This window comes from Falsiroseomonas selenitidurans (assembly GCF_012103215.1).
Classification (GTDB): Bacteria; Pseudomonadota; Alphaproteobacteria; order Acetobacterales; family Acetobacteraceae; genus Falsiroseomonas; species Falsiroseomonas selenitidurans.
On sequence record NZ_JAAVNE010000030.1, the window covers coordinates 13356 to 28361 of the forward strand.

The window sequence follows — 15006 nt, forward strand, 5'->3', positions numbered from 1 at the left end:
GTCACCGCGCCCCGTCTCCGCTGGCCTCGCGGTCTTCGCCGAGGTCGTAGCGTTCGAGCTTGGCGTAGAGGCTCTGCCGGCTGAGGCCGAGCGCATCCGCCGCGGCCGTCCGGTTGCCATTGGCCAGGCGCAGCGCCTGCTCGATGCAGGCGCGCTCCACCAGGGCCGCGGTGTTGCGCACCATGGTGGGCAGCGGCACCCGGCCGACATCATTGGCCAGCATGCCGAGCGCGGTGCGCAGCGCCGCCGCCTCGCCCGAAGCCAGCACGCGGCGGCCGACATCGCGGATGATCAGGCCGATCATGCGGCTGCCGCCCTGGGTGACGGCGCAGCCGGAGATCTCCACCTCCGTCTCCGAGCCGAGATTGCCGGTGAGCTGGGTGGTGAACAGGCGCACCTCGCCGTGCTGCCCCACCGTGTCCATCAGCACGGCGGAATCCATGCCGGGCTGGGCCAGCCAGCGGTCCAGCTTCTCCCCCAGGATGGAGGCTTCCGTGCCCGCCTGGGCGAGGTCGAGGAAGGCGCGGTTGGCGCGGCGCACCAGGCCATCGGCGTCGATCGCCACGAAGCCGTCCGGCATCTCCTCCAGCAGCGCATCGCCGCGCGGCGGCGCAGCGCGGGAGGGGGTGGCCGTGGCGGCGGGGCTGAGCTGGATCAGGAACACCGGGCCCGGCGTGCGCGCCATCAGGGAGGCGCGCAGCAGCCAGGGCGTCGCATCGGCGCCCAGATGCACCATGATGCCCGGCGCGCGGCCCTGTTCGCGGGCCCGCATCAGCACGTCCCGCAGCGCGGCGCGGTCGCGCGGCGCCACCTCGTCCGAGAAGTTCCAGCCCGGCGCCATGCCCAACTCGCGGATCGCGGCCGGATTGGCCTCGACGATCCGCAGGGTGGAGGCGGCGATGACCAGCACGGCCTCGCTGGATGCGTCGAAGAGCAGGCGGGACCGGGTCTCGATCTCCCGCAGCTTCCAGTAATCCTGCTCCCGCGCCTGCTGGGCGGCGACCAGGCGCGATTGCAGCTCCGCCACCGCCTGCAGGTTCTTGCCGACGGCGATCAGCCCGGCCTGCCCGCCGAGGCGGACGGTGGTGTATTCGATCGGCAGTTCGAGGCCGGAGGGGAAGCGCTGGGTGACCTGGAGATAGGCGGAGACGCCGCTGGCGCGCGCATCCTCCACCATGCGGCGGACCTGCAGCCCGGCAATCTCGCCCACGGTTTCCATCCAGGGCCGGCCGAGCCATTCCTGCACCCGTTCGGACGGGATGGCGTCCGACAGGCTGGCGTTTCGGATCACCCCTTCCCAGTCCAGGCTGAGGGTGATGTCAGGCTGGATCACGGCGACGCGGGTCATGCAAGGATCCGATTGATCTGCCAGGCTCATGACGCAAGCGAGGGAACCTGGCCCCACCGGCGCGCAGCATGGCGCCGACACGGTATTCCATCTGTGGGGATTTGCCAGTGCGCCGTCAATGCAAGATGACGCTGCGCAGCAGGATTTTCACGAATAGCCAGCGTTAATTGTCGCTAGTCCCTGGCGGTGTCCAGGGTGCTTGACAGGTTGGGGTCGCCCCCCGCCCAATCCGGCCCATGCCCAGCGAGCCCCGCATCGTCATCGTCGGCGCCGGAATCGGCGGCCTGGCCGCCGCCATCCACCTGGCCGCCGCCGGCCGCCCCGTGCTGGTGCTGGAACGCGCGGCGGTGCCGGGCGGCAAGGTGGCGACGGCGGCGGTGGGCGGCGTGGCGGTGGATACCGGCCCCGCCGTGCTCGCCCTGCGCCCGGTCTTCGAGGCGCTGTTCGAGGCCGGGGGCGGCAGCCTGGCAGCGGAACTGGCGCTGGACCCGCTGCCGGTGCTCGGCCGGCACCTGTGGCCGGATGGCCGAAGGCTGGATCTGATGGCCGACCCGGCGGCGGCGGAAGAGGCCATCGGTGACTTCGCCGGCCCGTCGGCGGCGCGCGGCTTCCGGGATTTTGTGGCCCGCGCGGCCCGGGTGTACCGGGCGCTGGAAGGCCCATTCCTGACCGTGCAGCGGCCGGGGATGCTGGCGCTGGGGGCCCGGGTGGGGCCGGCGCTGCGCGGCACCTCCCCCTTCGGCACCATGTGGGACGCGCTGGGCGAGCATTTCGCCGACCCCCGCCTGCGCCAGGTGTTCGGCCGCATGGCCGCCTATGTCGGCTCCTCCCCCCTGCAGGCGCCGGCCACGCTGCTGCTGGTCGCGCATGTGGAGATGTCCGGCCTGCAGGTGGTGCGCGGCGGCATGGTCCGGCTGGCGCAGGCGCTGGCAGCGCGGGCCGCGGCCTGCGGGGCGGACATCCGCTACGGCGCGCCGGTGGCGGAACTGCTGGTCCGCGGCGGCCGCATCGCCGGGTTGCGCCTGGCGGATGGGCAGGCGGTGGCGGCCGAGCAGGTGGTGCTGAACGCCGACCCGGCCGGCCTGCCCGCCGGCGCCTTCGGCCGCGCCGCGGCGGCGGCGGTGCCGGCGCTGCCGGCCTCCCGCCGGTCCTTCTCCGCCTTCGGCTGGGCCATGGCCGGGCGGGCCGAGGGGCCGGACCTGCCGCGCCAGGCGGTGTTCCACCCCGCCGATGCCGCCGCCGAATACGCCGCCCTGGCCCGCGGGCGGATGCCGGCGGTGCCCACCGTCACCTTGTGGGCGCAAGGACGCCTGGCACCCGCCGCGCCGCCCGAGGGGGCGGAGCCGCTGCTGGCCCTGGTCGCCGCCCCGGCGCGGGGCGACACCCAGAAGCTGGACCCGGCGCCGCCGCGGGCGGCGATGCAGGCGGCGCTGGCCGGGGCCGGCGTGACACTGCGGGCGGCGGCGGAAGTGGTGGCGACGCCGCAGGACCATGCCGCCCGGGCGCCCGGCACGGGCGGGGCGCTCTACGGGGCGGCGGTGCAGGGGTGGCAATCCATCTTCCACCGCCCGGCCGCGCGCACCGCCCTGCCCGGCCTGTTCCTGGCCGGCGGTGCCACGCATCCCGGCGCGGGCATCGCCATGGCGGCGCTGTCCGGCAGGCTGGCCGCCGCGGCGGTGATGGGAGAGAAGCCATGAACGCGATCCAGCCCCCCGCCGCGAGCCGTTCCTGGGCCTTCGACCGCCTGCTGGTGCCGCGCGGCTATGGCTGGTGGTATGTGGACGCGCTGAGCGCCGATGGACGGCACGGGCTGACCATCATCGCCTTCCTCGGCACCGTCTTCTCCCCCTGGTATCGCCTGGCACGGCGCGGCGGCGCCCCGGCGGCGCCGGAGAACCATTGCTGCGTCCATGTCGCGCTCTATGGCCGGCCCGGCGGCTGGGCGATGACGGACCGCCGCGCCAGCGCGTTGCGCCGCAGTGCCGATCTGCTGGAGATCGGGCCAAGCTCCCTGCACTGGGACGGCACGCGCCTGACCATCCGGCTTGATGAGGTCACGGTGCCCTGGCCGCGGCGACTGCGCGGGCAGGTGGTGCTGCGGCCGGAGGCGGTGTCGGACCGTGCCTTCCAGCTCGATTCCGCCGGCCGCCACCACTGGCACCCGATCGCGGCGCGGTCCTCGGTGGAGGTGGCGCTGGACAGCCCGGCGTTGCGCTGGTCCGGCCCGGCCTATTTCGACACGAATTGGGGCACGGCGCCGCTGGAGCAGGATTTCATCGGCTGGGACTGGTGCCGGGCGCCGATGCCGGACGCCACTGCCATCCTCTACAACGCCCAGCGCCGCGACGGCACGGACCAGTCCCTGGCGCTGCGCGTGGCGCGCGACGGCAGCGTGACGGATGTGGCGCCGCCGCCGCCGGTGACGCTGCCGCGCACCCTGTGGCGCATCGCCCGGCCGACGCGGGCGGAAGGCGGCGCGGCGCGGGTGGTGCGCACGCTGGTGGACGCACCCTTCTATTCCCGCTCGGAGATCCGCACCCGGCTGCTGGGGCAGGAGGCGACGGCGATCCATGAAAGCCTGTCGCTGGACCGCTTCGCGCATCCGTCCATGTACGCCATGCTGCCCTTCCGGGTGCCGAGGCCGCTGCGCTGAGGTCAGCGCCGCAGCCGCAGCGCCAGGTCGAACAGATGCGCCGCCAGCGCCGCCAGCAGGGCGGCGGCCACCCAGGGCCAGGCGGCGCCCACCAGCGCGGCCCGCAGCGCCAGCACCAGCGCCACGCCGGGCAGCACCAGCCCGGCCAGGGCAGAAGGTGCCAGGCCGCCGCCGCGGCGCCATCGCCAGGCCAGCAGCAGCAGCGCCTCCGCCCCCAGGACCAGCAGGACCAGGTCGGCGACACGGCCGGAGGCGAAGAAGGACGCCATCATCGGCAGGGGGGAACCGGCAATGCTGACCGAGGTTTCATGATGCTCTACCCTTGCGCTGCAGCACCCACCTGCCACCTTGGCGGCTGTGGGGCGGGCCACAGATCACGCCGCAAGGCGGTACTTGTCCAGGAAACCGGTGGCCGGCCGCGTCGCATGCGGCAGGTTCGGGCGGACTTCAAGGAGGATGCTTCGAATGCGATTTCTGACCTATGGCCTGATGGCGGCCTTCGCAATCGCGCCGATGGCGGCGCAGGCCCAGGATGCGGCGGCTGGCCAGCGCGTCTTCAACCAGTGCCGTGCCTGCCACACGATCAACGAGGGCGGCCGCAACGGCGTCGGCCCGAACCTGCACGGCGTCGTCGGCCGCGCCGCGGGCTCCATCGAGGGCTTCCGCTACTCCGCCAACATGCGCGAATGGGCGCCGGGCAAGACCTGGGACGAAGCCCTGCTCACGCAGTACCTGACCAACCCGAAATCCGTCCTGCCGCGCGGCAGCATGTCCTTCGTCGGCCTGCGCAACCCGCAGCAGGTGCAGGACGTGATCGCCTATCTGAAGGCGAACTGATCCGGCCGGCGGCGGCCCTGGCACCTGCCAGGGCCGCCACCCCCCAAGCAAGCCGGGTCGGGTCAGGCGATCCCGGGCGGCAGGCCGTCCCAGGCTTCTTCCGGCGTGAAGCGGCGGGCCAGCAGCCCCTGTTCGGCGCAATAGTCGATCGCCAGCGCGATCGCCGGCCGCAGCGCCTCCCGGCTGCGCACCGCGGCGCCTGATTCCCCCAGCATGCGCAGCAATTCCACCACCAGCCCGGGCGAGGACTCGGCCACGTCGCGCCGCACCACCACCAGGTGGTTCAGCGGCAGGAAGCCGTGCCTGGCACGGAAGGCGGCGCCGGCGGCCTGCGGGTCCGGGAAGACCGGCCGCAGGTCCGGCGCGTCCGGCAGGTCGTTGCCGAAGATCGCCGCATCCGCCTCCCCGGCGCGCAGCATCCCCAGCAGGTCCTGGCCCGGGCCGGCCCGCGTCACCCAGGGCGGGTCGCGGTATTCGGCCACATGCGCATCCTCGAAGGTGGTCCAGCGCTGCGCATCCGCCTTCACGCCGAAGCTCTCCGACAGGCTGCCGCGCAGCCACATGCCGGTGGTCTGGCTGTAGGCGCGCACCGCCACATGCGCCCCGGCGAGGTCCGCCGGCCCCTGGATGGGGCCGTCCCGCCGGCACAGCATGGCCGCTTCCTGTGCGCGTTCCACCAGCACCACCGGCAGCAGCACCAGCGGCTTGTCGCAGGCGCGGGCCATCAGGAACGTGGCGATCGCCATCTCGCTGACATCGAAGCGGCCTTCGCGCACCATCGGGGCGAAGGCCCTGCTGATCGGCGAGACGGCTTCGAATGCCAGCCGCAGCAGGCCGGAGGGGATTTCCCCCTCCAGCAGCTTCCGCGTCCCGGCATAGCGGCCGAGCGCGGCCTTCAGCACGGCAGGCTCAGTCACGATAGGAGGGGTCCAGCCGGTCCAGCTTGCGCAGCAGCGCCGGCCATTCCATCACGCCATAGGGGCGGCGCGTGCCGGGCTGGTAGTTGTTCCAGGTGGCCTCCACCACGGCCTGCGGCACCTCCACCAGCTTCTGCCCGGTGGCCTGGGCGGCCAGCTGGGCGCGGCAGGACAGTTCCAGCCGGTGCATGGCGTTGAACGCCTCGCCCACCGTCTTGCCGACGGTCAGCAGCCCGTGGTTGCGCAGGATCAGCGCGTTGTTGTCGCCCAGGTCGCGCACCAGGCGCTCCTGCATCGCCAGGTCCAGCACCACGCCTTCGTAGTCGTGGTAGCCGATCTTGGCGAAGCGCATGGAGGTCTGGTTCATCGGCAGCAGGCCGCATTCCAGCGACGACACCGCCATGCCCGGCCAGGTGTGGGTGTGGATGACGCAGGCGATCTCGTGGCTCGCCTCATGGATCGCGCCATGGATGACGAAGCCGGCGCGGTTCACGCCATAGCCGAGGCCGCCGGGGAATTCCGGCTTGGCCAGGACATTGCCCTTCACGTCGATCTTCACGAGCGACGAGGCGGTGATCTCCTCATACAGCATGCCGTAGGCATTGATGAGGAAGGCGTTGTCCTCGCCGGGCACACGAACCGAGATGTGGTTCGCGGCCATGTCGGACATGCCGTAGAGGTCGATCAGCCGGTAGCAGGCCGCGAGGTCGATGCGGGCCTGCCATTCCTCCGGCGTCACGCGGTCACGCAGGGAGGGGATGCGGAAGCGGTCGGGGCTGTCGGGCATCGTCGGGGTCTCCGTTGACAAGTCGGGTCGGTCGATCACTCGGGCAGGGCGCCGGCCAGGCGCACGATCTCGCGCCAGCGGCTGATCTCATGCGCCAGGAAGGCGCGGAAGGCTTCGGGGCCGTTGCCCACCGGGTCGGCCCCCTGGTCGATCATGCTCTGCGCATTGCGCGGAATGGCAAGGGCGGCGTGCACGTCGGTGACAATGCGATCGATCACGGGCTTTGGCGTCGCCGCCGGCGCCACCATCCCGAACCAGGAGGAGGCGTCGAATTCCGGATAGCCCAGCTCCACCATCGTCGGCACGCCGGGGTTGGAGCGCGAGCGGGTGGTGGAGGACACCGCCAGCGGCCGCAGCCGCCCGCCGCGGATATGCCCGATGACGGAGGGGATGGTGGCGAACATGAAATCCACCCGCCCTGCCAGCAGGTCGTTCAGCGCCACCGCGCCGCGATAGGGCACGTGCTGCATGCGCACGCCCGCCATGTGGTCCAGCATCACGCCGGACAGATGCGCCGAGGTGCCGACGCCGGTGGAGGCGTAGCTGAGCTCACCCGGCTTCGCCTTGGCCGCCGCCACGAGCCCCGGCACGTCCTGGATGGGGGAGGCCGCCGGCACCACCAGGATGTTCGGCACGCCCGCCAGCAGGGTGATCGGCGCGAAGTCGCGCAGCGTGTCGTAGGGCATGTTCTTGACCAGCGACTGGTTCACCGCCAGCGGCCCGACGGAGCCGACCAGCAGCGTGTAGCCATCCGGCGCGGCGCGCGCGACATGCTCGCTGCCGATATTGCCGCCTGCGCCCGGGCGGTTGTCGACCACGACGCTCTGGCCCCAGGTCTCGGTCAGGGTGGCCCCCAGCAGCCGGGCGATGATGTCCGTGGTGCCGCCGGGGGTGAAGGAGACGACGAAGCGCACCGGGCGGTTCGGCCAATGCTCCTGCGCGCCGGCCGCAGCGGCGCCGAGCGCCAGGAAGGGAAGCGCCAGCGCGCCGCGGCGTGCGATGGGCCTGGTCATGGTGGTTTCTCTCCCCCGCGGGGCGGTCGGTGTGCCGCCCATCTCGGCCGAACAAGATGCGGCAGGGTGGCCCATGCGACAAATGGAAAGAAGGAAGCGGTTGTTTCCTTCCCTGCATTAATCAGACAGGGGCGGGGACGGCGCGCGGGCGCGGGGGCAGGCCGGGCGCGCCGCCGGGGCGCGTCAGGCCACGAAGGCTTGGAGACCGTCTGAGAATGCCGCCGACCCGACCTGCTGGTGTTCTCATGCCAGCGCTTCCGCGACCACCGCGGTGTCGACGCAGGCGCCGGGCGCCGCGCATCCGCGCGGCTTGGCTTCGCGGCACTTGCCGCGGCGCCCCTGCGGCCGCTCGGCCCTTCGGGCCGCAGGTCGGGACTTCCTGCGTCGCGTATCAGAAGGTCTCTCAGGCCAGGCCCAGGCGCCTGGCCGCCAGCACGCGGTACAGCCGGTCGCCCCACTGCGCTTCCTCGCAGCGGCAAGACCAGGTGAGGGAGATGTCGTGCTCGTCGTCAGAACGGCAGGCGGCGGCGGCGATCGCCGGCCAGTCGGGCGCCGGCAGCGCCCGCATCCGCGCCGCCGCCTCCGCCGTCAGCGGCGGCGGGCAGCCCATCTTCGGGTAGACCGAGGCGATGGCCTGCCAGAAGAAGCGGATGGCGCGGCTCTGGTCCGCCGGGTCCAGCGCCGGCAGCACCAGGCGCAGCCAATGCGTGCCGGTCAGCGCATGCAGGGCGCAGAAATCGAGCGTGGCGCCGAACAGCAGCAGCGAATCGCGTGCCATGCGGGCAATGCTGTCCGGCTGCACCGCCAGCCAGTCATGCACCGCGGCGAAGTCCGGCATGGCGGCGGTGCGCCGCATGGCGTGCCACAGCAACCCATCGTCGAATTCCATCGCCCGCAGCGCCGGCTTCGCGGCCACCGCCAGCAGCACGCCGGCGGGCTGGTCCGTGACGGCGGCGGCACCGATGCCCTCGCCCAGCGGCAGGTAGGTGGCAGCCCAGTAGCCCAGCGCCGCCGCCACCTCGCTGGGCGTGCCGGAGTCAACCGCATAGGCGAGGCGCATCAGCGCGTGCAGCGCGCTGGCGGCGATGCCCGGCAGCAGGCGCGGCAGGTACTGGCGCTGCAGGGCCCGGGGGCTGCCCAGCCGGCCCAGTTCCAGCCGGAAGAAGGCGCGGTAGGCGGCCTCCGCCCGCCGGTCGCCCAGCCGGGCGGTCCAGTCGTTGCGGTCGATCCAGCCATCGGCCGGGGCCATCGAGCCCAGCCCGTTGTCGCGGATGTAGTGGGCCAGGAAGCGGCGCGCCTGGGCCTCCGTCCCGCCCAGGTCGCGCATCGCCCAGAGCACCATGGCGGTGTGGTTGGCGAAGGCCGTGCCGTATTCGGCGCTCAGACGCCGGGCCTCGGTCAGCGCATCCTCGGCCGCCGGTGCCACGCTGTCCGTCATCCTGTCCTCTCCGCCCCTCCGCCCGCGCGACCCGGCGCCTCAACCCACCAAGGCGCCAGCCCGAGCCACGATCCGCCCCGCCTTCACCACCAGCGCCCGCGGCGGCGCGGTGGCGATGGCTTCCGGCACCTGCGTCGCCGCCACCAGCACCAGGTCGGCCGCGGCGCCTTCCGCCAGCATCGGCCGCGGCAGGCCCATGGCGCGGGCCGGCGCGCTGGTCACCAGGTCCAGCGCCAGGTGCAGCTCCGCATCCGTCAGCAGCCCGGCGCGGTAGCCGACCAGCCTTGCCCGCGCCAGCATGTCCCCATCGCCATAGGGCGACCAGGCATCGCGGATGTTGTCCGAGCCGACGAAGACCGAGACCCCCTCCGCCACCAGCCGCTTCACCGGCGGCATCGCCTCCGGCCCCGGGCCGTTGGTCATGATGGCGACATCGGCTTCCGCCAGGGCGGCGGCGGTGCGGCCCAGCGTGCGGTCCTCCACCTGGCCCAGCGCAAAGGCGTGGCTGACCACGACGCGCCCCTGCATGCCGGCGGCGCGGGTGCGGGCGGCGATGCGCCGCAGCTCGAAGGCCCCCAGCTCCCCGGGGTCGTGCAGATGGATGTCCACCGGCACGCCATGGCGCTCCGCGATGCCGAAGACGATGGCGAGCTGCGCCTCGATATCCTCGTCGATGCCGGCGGGGTCCAGCCCGCCCACCACATCGGCGCCGGCGGCGACGGCGGCGGCCAGCACCTCGGCATGCGCCAGCACGCCGCATTGCGGGAAGGCGACGATCTGGATGCCGACCAGATGCGCCACCGCCTCCCGCAATTCCAGCAGCGCCACCAACCCGGCGAGGCCGCCATCCCGGTCCACATCCACATGGCTGCGCAGCATGGTGGTGCCGCGGGCGGCCACATGGTCCACCAGGCGCCGGGCGCGCAGCGCCATGGGCTCCGCGATCGCGGCCAGCTGGGCCTTCTCCAGCGCGATGCGCCCGGCGACGCTGTCATCCGGCCGGTGCGGCTGCCAGGGCAGGCCGAGGAAGGTCTTGTCCAGGTGGATGTGCCCGTCCACCAGCCCCGGCAGCACCAGCCGCCCGCCGCCCGGCTCCACCGCCCGGCCGCCCAGCGTGCCGGATGCGGCGATGCGGGCGATGCGGCCATCCCGCAGCCCGATATCCACCGCCATTCCGGCAAGCCTGACATCGGCCAGGACCAGATCGTGATCGTCGCGCGTCATCCGCAAGCTGTGACATGCGCCGCGGCGGCGGGCCAGCGGTGTGGCCGGGGCGCGCCTGCGGGTTTGCCGATTGTCGCGGACGTAGGATACATCTTGTGTGCGATCCGGGCCACCAGGGTCATGGCGCAGGAAACGGAACGACCGCATGAAGCCGTGGGATGGCGTCATCTCGGAGGAGGAACAGCGCGCCTATGCCGCGGCCGGCTTCGGCCGCCGGGCCGGGCTCGGCCGCCGGCCGGCGCTGCTGATCATCGATGTGCAATACCGCACCACCGGCACAAGGCCGATGCCGTTCTGGGAGGCGGTGGCGGAATACCCGACCAGCTGCGGCCAGGTGGCCTGGGACGCGGTGGCACACATCCAGCGCCTGCTGGCGCTGTTCCGCAGCCGCGGCTGGCCGGTGCTCTACCCGCATGTCTCGCCGAAGGAGCGCTTCGACCAGGGGCGGCTCGCCGCCAAGGTGCCGGCGCTGATGACGGTGCCGCAGGAAAGCTACGCCTTCCTGGCGGAGGTCGCCCCCGCCCCCGGCGACATCCTGCTGCCCAAGAAGCACCCCAGCGCCTTCTTCGGCACGCCGCTGGCCAGCTACCTGATCGATCTGGGCGTCGACACGCTGGTGGTCACCGGCTGCACCACCAGCGGCTGCGTCCGCGGCTCCGTCGTCGATGCCTTCGCCTACAACTGGCGCGTGCTGGTGCCGCAGGACGCGGTGTATGACCGTTCCGCCACCAGCCATGCGGTGAACCTGTTCGACATGGCCGCGAAATACGCCGATGTGATGCCGACGGACGACGCGCTGGCCGCCCTGTCGGCGCTGCCATGACGCGGCACGACCTGCTGTTGCGGGGCGGCACTGCGGTTCTGCCCGGCCTGGGGCCGGTGGCATGCGACATCGCGGTGACGGAGGGGCGCATCGCCGCCCTGCTGGCCCCCGGCACGCCGGCGGAAGCCGCCGCCGTGTGGAACCTGCGCGGGCTGGTGGTGCTGCCCGGCGCCATCGACGCGCATCTGCACCTGGGCCATGGCGCCGACATCGCCCGCCCCCGGGTGGCGGAGGATGCGGCGCAGGAAAGCGGTGCGGCGGCGGCCGGCGGCATCACCTGCTTCCTGCCCTACCTGATGGCCACCGACCCCTTCTCCACCTTCTGGGACGAGGTGGTGGCGGTGACCGCCGCCGGGTCGCGCATCGATTTCGGCTACCACCCGATCATCTCCACCGAGGCGCAGCTGGCCGAGGTGCCGGTCTATGCCCGCGACTACGGCGCGCCCAGCTTCAAGATCTTCATGAACAACCGCGGCGGGGAGGGAAAGCGGCTCGGCCTGCCGGACATCGACGACGGCTTCCTGCTGCGCCTGGCGGAAGCCGCCGCCGCGCATGGCGGCATGGTCTGCCCGCATCCCGAGACGATCGAACTGGCCTGGGTGATGCGGGAACGCGCGATGCGCGCCGATCCGCAGGGCGAGGGCGGCCTGGCCAGCTGGAATGCCTCCCGCCCCCCCTTCGTGGAGGCCGATGCGGTGCAGCGCGCCGGGCTGGTGACGCGCCAGGCCGGCGCGCCGCTGTATATCGTGCACTGTTCCTCCGCCGCGGCGCTGGACGCCGCGGTGGCGCAGCGGGCCCTGGGCGGGCGCGTCTGGGTGGAGACCTGCCCGCACTACCTCACCCACGACATCGGCTGGGAGGGCGGCGCCATCGGCAAGATCAACCCGCCGCTGCGCGAGGCCGCGGACCGCGAGGCGCTCTGGGCCGGCCTGGCCGATGGGCGCATCGACACGGTGGCGACCGACCATGTGCATCGCGACCTGTCGGGCAAGGCGGGCGGCATCTGGAAGGCCTCCCCCGGTTGCCCGGGCATGGAGACGATGCTGCCGGTGCTGCTCTCCGAGGGCCATGCGAAGCGCGGGCTGCCGCTGGCGCGGATCGCGGCGCTGCTCGCCGCCAACCCGGCGCGGGCCATGGGCCTGGCCGCCAAGGGGGCGATCGCGCCGGGGATGGACGCGGATTTCGCCGTGGTGGACCCGGCCGCGCGCTGGACCGTGACGCGGGAAGGCGTGCTCTCCGCCGCCGGCTATTCGCTGTATGAAGGCTGGGAGATGACCGGGCGGGTGGTCCACACCCTGGTGCGCGGCCGCCCGGTGCTGCGCGACGGGGCGCTGGAGGCCGGGGCAGTGGGCACCGGGCGCTACGTGCCACGAAGGCTGCAAGGCTGACGCGACGGGCCTTCCCACGGCGCGCCGCCCGGGCTAAAGAGGCGCGACCTGGACCCGTAGCTCAGCTGGATAGAGCGCTGCCCTCCGAAGGCAGAGGCCGTACGTTCGAATCGTATCGGGTCCGCCACTCCTTCCCGAGGAACGTCGCCGGGGCGACACGGGCCGTTGCCGGCCGCTCCCTCACCGCTTCAGTTGCCCTCGCGCTGCGCCAGCCGCAGCCGGTGCGCCCGGTAGGTGCCCAGCACCCGCAGGTCGGCGGAGAAGAAGGAAAGCTCCTCCAGCGCCCGGGCCAGCCCCGGCTCGTCCGGCCTCCCATCCACATCGGCCAGAAACTGGGTCGCGGTGAAGGCGCCGCCGACCATATAGCTTTCCAGCTTGGTCATGTTCACGCCATTGGTCGCGAAGCCGCCCAGCGCCTTGTACAGCGCGGCCGGGATGTTGCGGACGCGGAAGACGAAGGTGGTCACCCAGTCGCCCTCCGGCAGCGGCGGCGCCAGGGGCTTCAGCGAACAGATGTAGAAACGCGTGGTGTTGTGCGCCGCATCCTCCACGTTCTTCCGCAGGATCTCCAGCCCGTAGATCTCCGCCGCCAGCTCGCTGGCGATGGCCGCATCCTCCACCCCGCCGCGCGCCGCGATCAGCTGCGCCGCGCCGGCGGTATCGGCCTCGATCACCGCTTCCAGCTTCAGGTCCCGCAGCAGGTTCAGCACCTGGCCGAGCGCCACGGGGTGGCTGTGCGCCCGCTTCAGCGTGGCGATGGAGGCGCCGCGGGGCGCCAGCAGGCAATGCTCCACCCGCTCGAAATGCTCGCCCACCACATGCAGGCCGCTGTCCGGCAGCAGCCGGTGGATGTCCGGCACGCGGCCGGCCAGCGAATTCTCGCAGGGCAGCATCGCCAGCCCGGCCCGGCCATCCCGCACCGCCGCGATTGCCGCCTCGAAGGAAGGGCAGGGCAGGGTGGTCCAGCCGGGATGCGCCTGGCGGCAGGCGAGGTCCGAATAGGCACCGGGCAGGCCCTGGAAGGCGATGACACCGGAGGAGGCATGGGGCATGGGAAGTCCTGCGTGCGGCGCAGCGCCCGGGTTGTCGCGGCCGGCCGGCGCCTATATTGTCTCGCAGGTTTTACGGCAGGCGGGCGCCGGCGCAAGCCTGCCGCCATAGCCTGCATTCACGCTGGCCGTGCGGCGGCCGAAACAGGCGACCAACGCGGCGCTTCGGAAGGGTGCACTCCAGGATGAGTCTGGAAGTCAATAAGATGTTCGCCGCGGTCCTGACCGCCGGCGTGGTGTTCATGGTCACCGGCGTGATCGGCGACGCCATCGTGCATCCGCGGCGCCTGGAGACCAGCGCCCTGGCCGTGGCCACGCCGGAACCGGCGGCCGCCCCCGCCGCCGCGGCCGCCCCGCAGCCGATCGGCCCGCTGCTGGCCGCGGCCAACCCGGATACCGGCCGGCAGATCGCCCAGCGCGCCTGCGCCTCCTGCCACAATTTCGCGCAGGGCGGGCCGAATGGCGTCGGGCCGAATCTGTGGGGCGTGGTCGGCGGCCCGCATGCCCATGTGGAAGGCTTCAACTACTCCGCAGCCCTGCGCGCCAAGGCCGCCGAGCCCTGGGATTACGAGGCGCTGAACGCCTTCCTGACGCGGCCTTCCGCTGCCATCCCGGGCACCCGCATGGCCTATGCCGGCATGTCCAGCATCAACCAGCGCGCGGATGTCATCGCCTTCCTCCGCAGCCTGGCCACCGACCCGGTGCCGCTGCCCTGAGCGACGCGGTTTCGGCCGGCGGCGCCTTCCTGGCGACGGCGGAAGCCGCCGCCGAGGCCGCCGGCGCCGTCATCCGCCCGCTGTTCCGCTCCGCCCTGCTGGTGGAGGCGAAGGGCGACGCCAGCCCGGTCACGGAAGCCGACCGGGCGGCGGAACGCGCCATCCGCGCCCTGCTGGCGGAACGCCACCCCGACCACGGCGTGATCGGGGAGGAATATGGCGACCACAACCCGGATGCCGACTGGGTCTGGGTGCTGGACCCGATCGACGGCACCCGCGCCTTCGTCACCGGCCGGCCGCTGTTCGGCACGCTGATCGCCCTGCTGCACCGCGGCACCCCCGTGCTCGGCCTGATCGACCAGCCCTCCACCGGCGAACGCTGGACCGGACTTGCCGGCCGGCCGACGCAATTCCGCTCCGCCCTCGGCGGCACCCCGCGCTGCCGCCCCTGCGATCGCCTGGCGGAGGCCGAGCTTTCCTGCACCTCGCCGGACATGTTCGACGCCTGCACGGCGCCACGCTTCGCCGCGGTGAAGCAGGCCGCCCGCCGCACCACCTGGGGCGGCGACTGCTACGCCTATGGGCTGCTGGCGCTGGGCCTGGTGGATGTGGTGGTGGACGCCACGATGAAGCCCTGGGACTGGGCCGCGCTGGTCCCGGTGATCGAGGGCGCCGGTGGGCGCTGCACCGACTGGGCCGGCCAGCCCCTGCGGCTGGAGGGCGACGGCACGGTACTGGCGGTGGGCGACGCCGCCCTGCTGCCGGAGGCGACGCGGCTGCTGGCCGGCTGAAGCACCGGCCACCGGTTGCGGT

At 72.9% G+C, this 15006-nt stretch carries 15 protein-coding genes and 1 tRNA gene; 8 read left to right on the forward strand and 8 right to left on the reverse strand.

From position 1 onward, the window contains the following. Position 1: 1 nt before the first annotated feature. The gene (gene ppsR / locus HEQ75_RS17495) at positions 2–1348 is read right to left on the reverse strand and encodes a transcriptional regulator PpsR (protein ID WP_168033010.1); all 1347 of its coding nucleotides are present in this window, start codon (positions 1346–1348) and stop codon (positions 2–4) included. A gap of 236 nt (positions 1349–1584) precedes the next feature. On the opposite strand from ppsR, the gene HEQ75_RS17500 reads away from it, so the two are divergent. Both HEQ75_RS17500 and HEQ75_RS17505 read left to right on the forward strand, forming a co-directional pair. Continuing rightward, the gene (locus tag HEQ75_RS17500; protein WP_168033012.1) at positions 1585–3045 is read left to right on the forward strand and encodes a phytoene desaturase family protein; all 1461 of its coding nucleotides are present in this window, start codon (positions 1585–1587) and stop codon (positions 3043–3045) included. Further along, positions 3042–4001, forward strand: coding sequence for a carotenoid 1,2-hydratase (locus tag HEQ75_RS17505; protein ID WP_235961883.1), 960 nt, complete (start codon positions 3042–3044; stop codon positions 3999–4001). The genes HEQ75_RS17500 and HEQ75_RS17505 overlap by 4 nt, the downstream gene beginning before the upstream one ends. Before the next feature lie 2 nt (positions 4002–4003). Here HEQ75_RS17505 and HEQ75_RS17510 read toward each other — a convergent pair whose 3' ends face one another. Further along, positions 4004–4273: a hypothetical protein gene (locus HEQ75_RS17510; RefSeq protein WP_209318626.1), complete on the reverse strand. Its 270-nt coding sequence runs from the start codon at positions 4271–4273 to the stop codon at positions 4004–4006. A 193-nt stretch (positions 4274–4466) separates the two neighbouring features. On the opposite strand from HEQ75_RS17510, the gene HEQ75_RS17515 reads away from it, so the two are divergent. Next, positions 4467–4838: a c-type cytochrome gene (locus HEQ75_RS17515; RefSeq protein WP_328734266.1), complete on the forward strand. Its 372-nt coding sequence runs from the start codon at positions 4467–4469 to the stop codon at positions 4836–4838. Positions 4839–4900: 62 nt separating this feature from the next. Here the strand turns inward: HEQ75_RS17515 and HEQ75_RS17520 are convergent, their stop codons facing one another. The 5 genes from HEQ75_RS17520 to HEQ75_RS17540 all read right to left on the reverse strand — a co-directional run bounded on the left by HEQ75_RS17520 (position 4901) and on the right by HEQ75_RS17540 (position 10217). Then, positions 4901–5755, reverse strand: coding sequence for a type 2 periplasmic-binding domain-containing protein (locus tag HEQ75_RS17520; RefSeq protein WP_168033016.1), 855 nt, complete (start codon positions 5753–5755; stop codon positions 4901–4903). Further along, positions 5748–6542: a class II aldolase/adducin family protein gene (locus HEQ75_RS17525; protein WP_168033018.1), complete on the reverse strand. Its 795-nt coding sequence runs from the start codon at positions 6540–6542 to the stop codon at positions 5748–5750. The genes HEQ75_RS17520 and HEQ75_RS17525 overlap by 8 nt, the downstream gene beginning before the upstream one ends. A 35-nt stretch (positions 6543–6577) precedes the next feature. Next, positions 6578–7555, reverse strand: a complete 978-nt coding sequence (locus HEQ75_RS17530; protein WP_168033020.1) for a Bug family tripartite tricarboxylate transporter substrate binding protein — start codon at positions 7553–7555, stop codon at positions 6578–6580. Between the two features lie 403 nt (positions 7556–7958). Continuing rightward, positions 7959–8993: a questin oxidase family protein gene (locus tag HEQ75_RS17535; protein ID WP_168033022.1), complete on the reverse strand. Its 1035-nt coding sequence runs from the start codon at positions 8991–8993 to the stop codon at positions 7959–7961. Between the two features lie 39 nt (positions 8994–9032). After that, entirely contained in the window at positions 9033–10217 is a 1185-nt protein-coding gene (locus tag HEQ75_RS17540; RefSeq protein WP_168033024.1) for an amidohydrolase, read from the reverse strand. A 145-nt stretch (positions 10218–10362) separates the two neighbouring features. On the opposite strand from HEQ75_RS17540, the gene HEQ75_RS17545 reads away from it, so the two are divergent. From HEQ75_RS17545 to HEQ75_RS17555, 3 genes are all read left to right on the forward strand, one after another. Continuing rightward, positions 10363–11040, forward strand: a complete 678-nt coding sequence (locus HEQ75_RS17545) for an isochorismatase family protein (RefSeq protein ID WP_168033026.1) — start codon at positions 10363–10365, stop codon at positions 11038–11040. Continuing rightward, positions 11037–12428, forward strand: a complete 1392-nt coding sequence (locus HEQ75_RS17550; protein ID WP_168033028.1) for a dihydroorotase — start codon at positions 11037–11039, stop codon at positions 12426–12428. Before HEQ75_RS17545 ends, HEQ75_RS17550 begins: the two co-directional genes overlap by 4 nt. Positions 12429–12478: 50 nt before the next feature. Beyond that, positions 12479–12555, forward strand: a tRNA-Arg gene (locus tag HEQ75_RS17555). A 61-nt stretch (positions 12556–12616) separates the two neighbouring features. Here HEQ75_RS17555 and HEQ75_RS17560 read toward each other — a convergent pair. Then, entirely contained in the window at positions 12617–13480 is an 864-nt protein-coding gene (locus HEQ75_RS17560; protein WP_168033030.1) for a prephenate dehydratase, read from the reverse strand. A gap of 203 nt (positions 13481–13683) precedes the next feature. On the opposite strand from HEQ75_RS17560, the gene HEQ75_RS17565 reads away from it, so the two are divergent. Together HEQ75_RS17565 and hisN are read left to right on the forward strand one after the other, a co-directional pair. Next, entirely contained in the window at positions 13684–14193 is a 510-nt protein-coding gene (locus tag HEQ75_RS17565) for a c-type cytochrome (RefSeq protein WP_328734275.1), read from the forward strand. After that, positions 14190–14984, forward strand: a complete 795-nt coding sequence (gene hisN / locus HEQ75_RS17570) for a histidinol-phosphatase (protein ID WP_168033118.1) — start codon at positions 14190–14192, stop codon at positions 14982–14984. Before HEQ75_RS17565 ends, hisN begins: the two co-directional genes overlap by 4 nt. The last annotated feature ends 22 nt before the right edge of the window (positions 14985–15006 follow it).

Bases quoted from the DNA above. Each gene is read 5' to 3' on its own strand.
- HEQ75_RS17540 (WP_168033024.1), bottom strand. From the start codon at position 10,217: ATGACGCGCGACGATCACGATCTGGTCCTGGCCGATGTCAGGCTTGCC.
- HEQ75_RS17500 (WP_168033012.1), top strand. From the start codon at position 1,585: ATGCCCAGCGAGCCCCGCATCGTCATCGTCGGCGCCGGAATCGGCGGC.
- HEQ75_RS17525 (WP_168033018.1), bottom strand. From the start codon at position 6,542: ATGCCCGACAGCCCCGACCGCTTCCGCATCCCCTCCCTGCGTGACCGC.
- HEQ75_RS17560 (WP_168033030.1), bottom strand. From the start codon at position 13,480: ATGCCCCATGCCTCCTCCGGTGTCATCGCCTTCCAGGGCCTGCCCGGT.
- HEQ75_RS17545 (WP_168033026.1), top strand. From the start codon at position 10,363: ATGAAGCCGTGGGATGGCGTCATCTCGGAGGAGGAACAGCGCGCCTAT.
- HEQ75_RS17515 (WP_328734266.1), top strand. From the start codon at position 4,467: ATGCGATTTCTGACCTATGGCCTGATGGCGGCCTTCGCAATCGCGCCG.
- ppsR (WP_168033010.1), bottom strand. From the start codon at position 1,348: ATGACCCGCGTCGCCGTGATCCAGCCTGACATCACCCTCAGCCTGGAC.
- HEQ75_RS17530 (WP_168033020.1), bottom strand. From the start codon at position 7,555: ATGACCAGGCCCATCGCACGCCGCGGCGCGCTGGCGCTTCCCTTCCTG.
- HEQ75_RS17550 (WP_168033028.1), top strand. From the start codon at position 11,037: ATGACGCGGCACGACCTGCTGTTGCGGGGCGGCACTGCGGTTCTGCCC.
- HEQ75_RS17535 (WP_168033022.1), bottom strand. From the start codon at position 8,993: ATGACGGACAGCGTGGCACCGGCGGCCGAGGATGCGCTGACCGAGGCC.
- HEQ75_RS17510 (WP_209318626.1), bottom strand. From the start codon at position 4,273: ATGATGGCGTCCTTCTTCGCCTCCGGCCGTGTCGCCGACCTGGTCCTG.
- HEQ75_RS17505 (WP_235961883.1), top strand. From the start codon at position 3,042: ATGAACGCGATCCAGCCCCCCGCCGCGAGCCGTTCCTGGGCCTTCGAC.
- HEQ75_RS17565 (WP_328734275.1), top strand. From the start codon at position 13,684: ATGTTCGCCGCGGTCCTGACCGCCGGCGTGGTGTTCATGGTCACCGGC.